Annotated in this window: 1 protein-coding gene; it reads right to left on the bottom strand. The window is 79.6% G+C overall.

All coding sequences use genetic code 11. The features are described from left to right. On the bottom strand, positions 1-358 hold a 358-nt coding region (locus GT042_RS08095; protein ID WP_272925693.1), incomplete at both ends, for a BTAD domain-containing putative transcriptional regulator.

Here is a 358-nt window from a genome sequence, read left to right as displayed (position 1 = left end):
TGCCCCGTGCCACCTCGGCGGCCAGCCGGTCGCGGTGGGCCGTGGCGCGGCGCTGTTCGGCCCGTACGGCCAAGGGATCGGCCGCCCGCCCCGGGAGGTCCGCCAGGGCGGGCCCGTCCCAGAGTGCGAGGGCCTCGTCCAGCAGTGCCAGGGCGCGCTCGGGGTCGTCCTCGCGCAGAGCTGCGGCACCGTCGGCGGCCAGCCGCTCGAAGCGGAAGAGGTCGACGCTGTCGCGCCCCGCGGCGAGCCGGTAGCCGCCCGGCGCGGAGGCCACCGCCTCGCCGCCCAGGGCCCGTCTGAGCCGCCCGACCAGGGCTTGCAGCGCGCCCACCGCGTCGGCGGGCGGTTCCTCGTCCTC

The sequence above is a fragment of the Streptomyces sp. SID3212 genome, from assembly GCF_009865405.1.
GTDB lineage: Bacteria > Actinomycetota > Actinomycetes > Streptomycetales > Streptomycetaceae > Streptomyces.
Note: the sequence above shows the minus strand (reverse complement) of the source record. Positions and strands in the feature narration are given on the sequence as shown.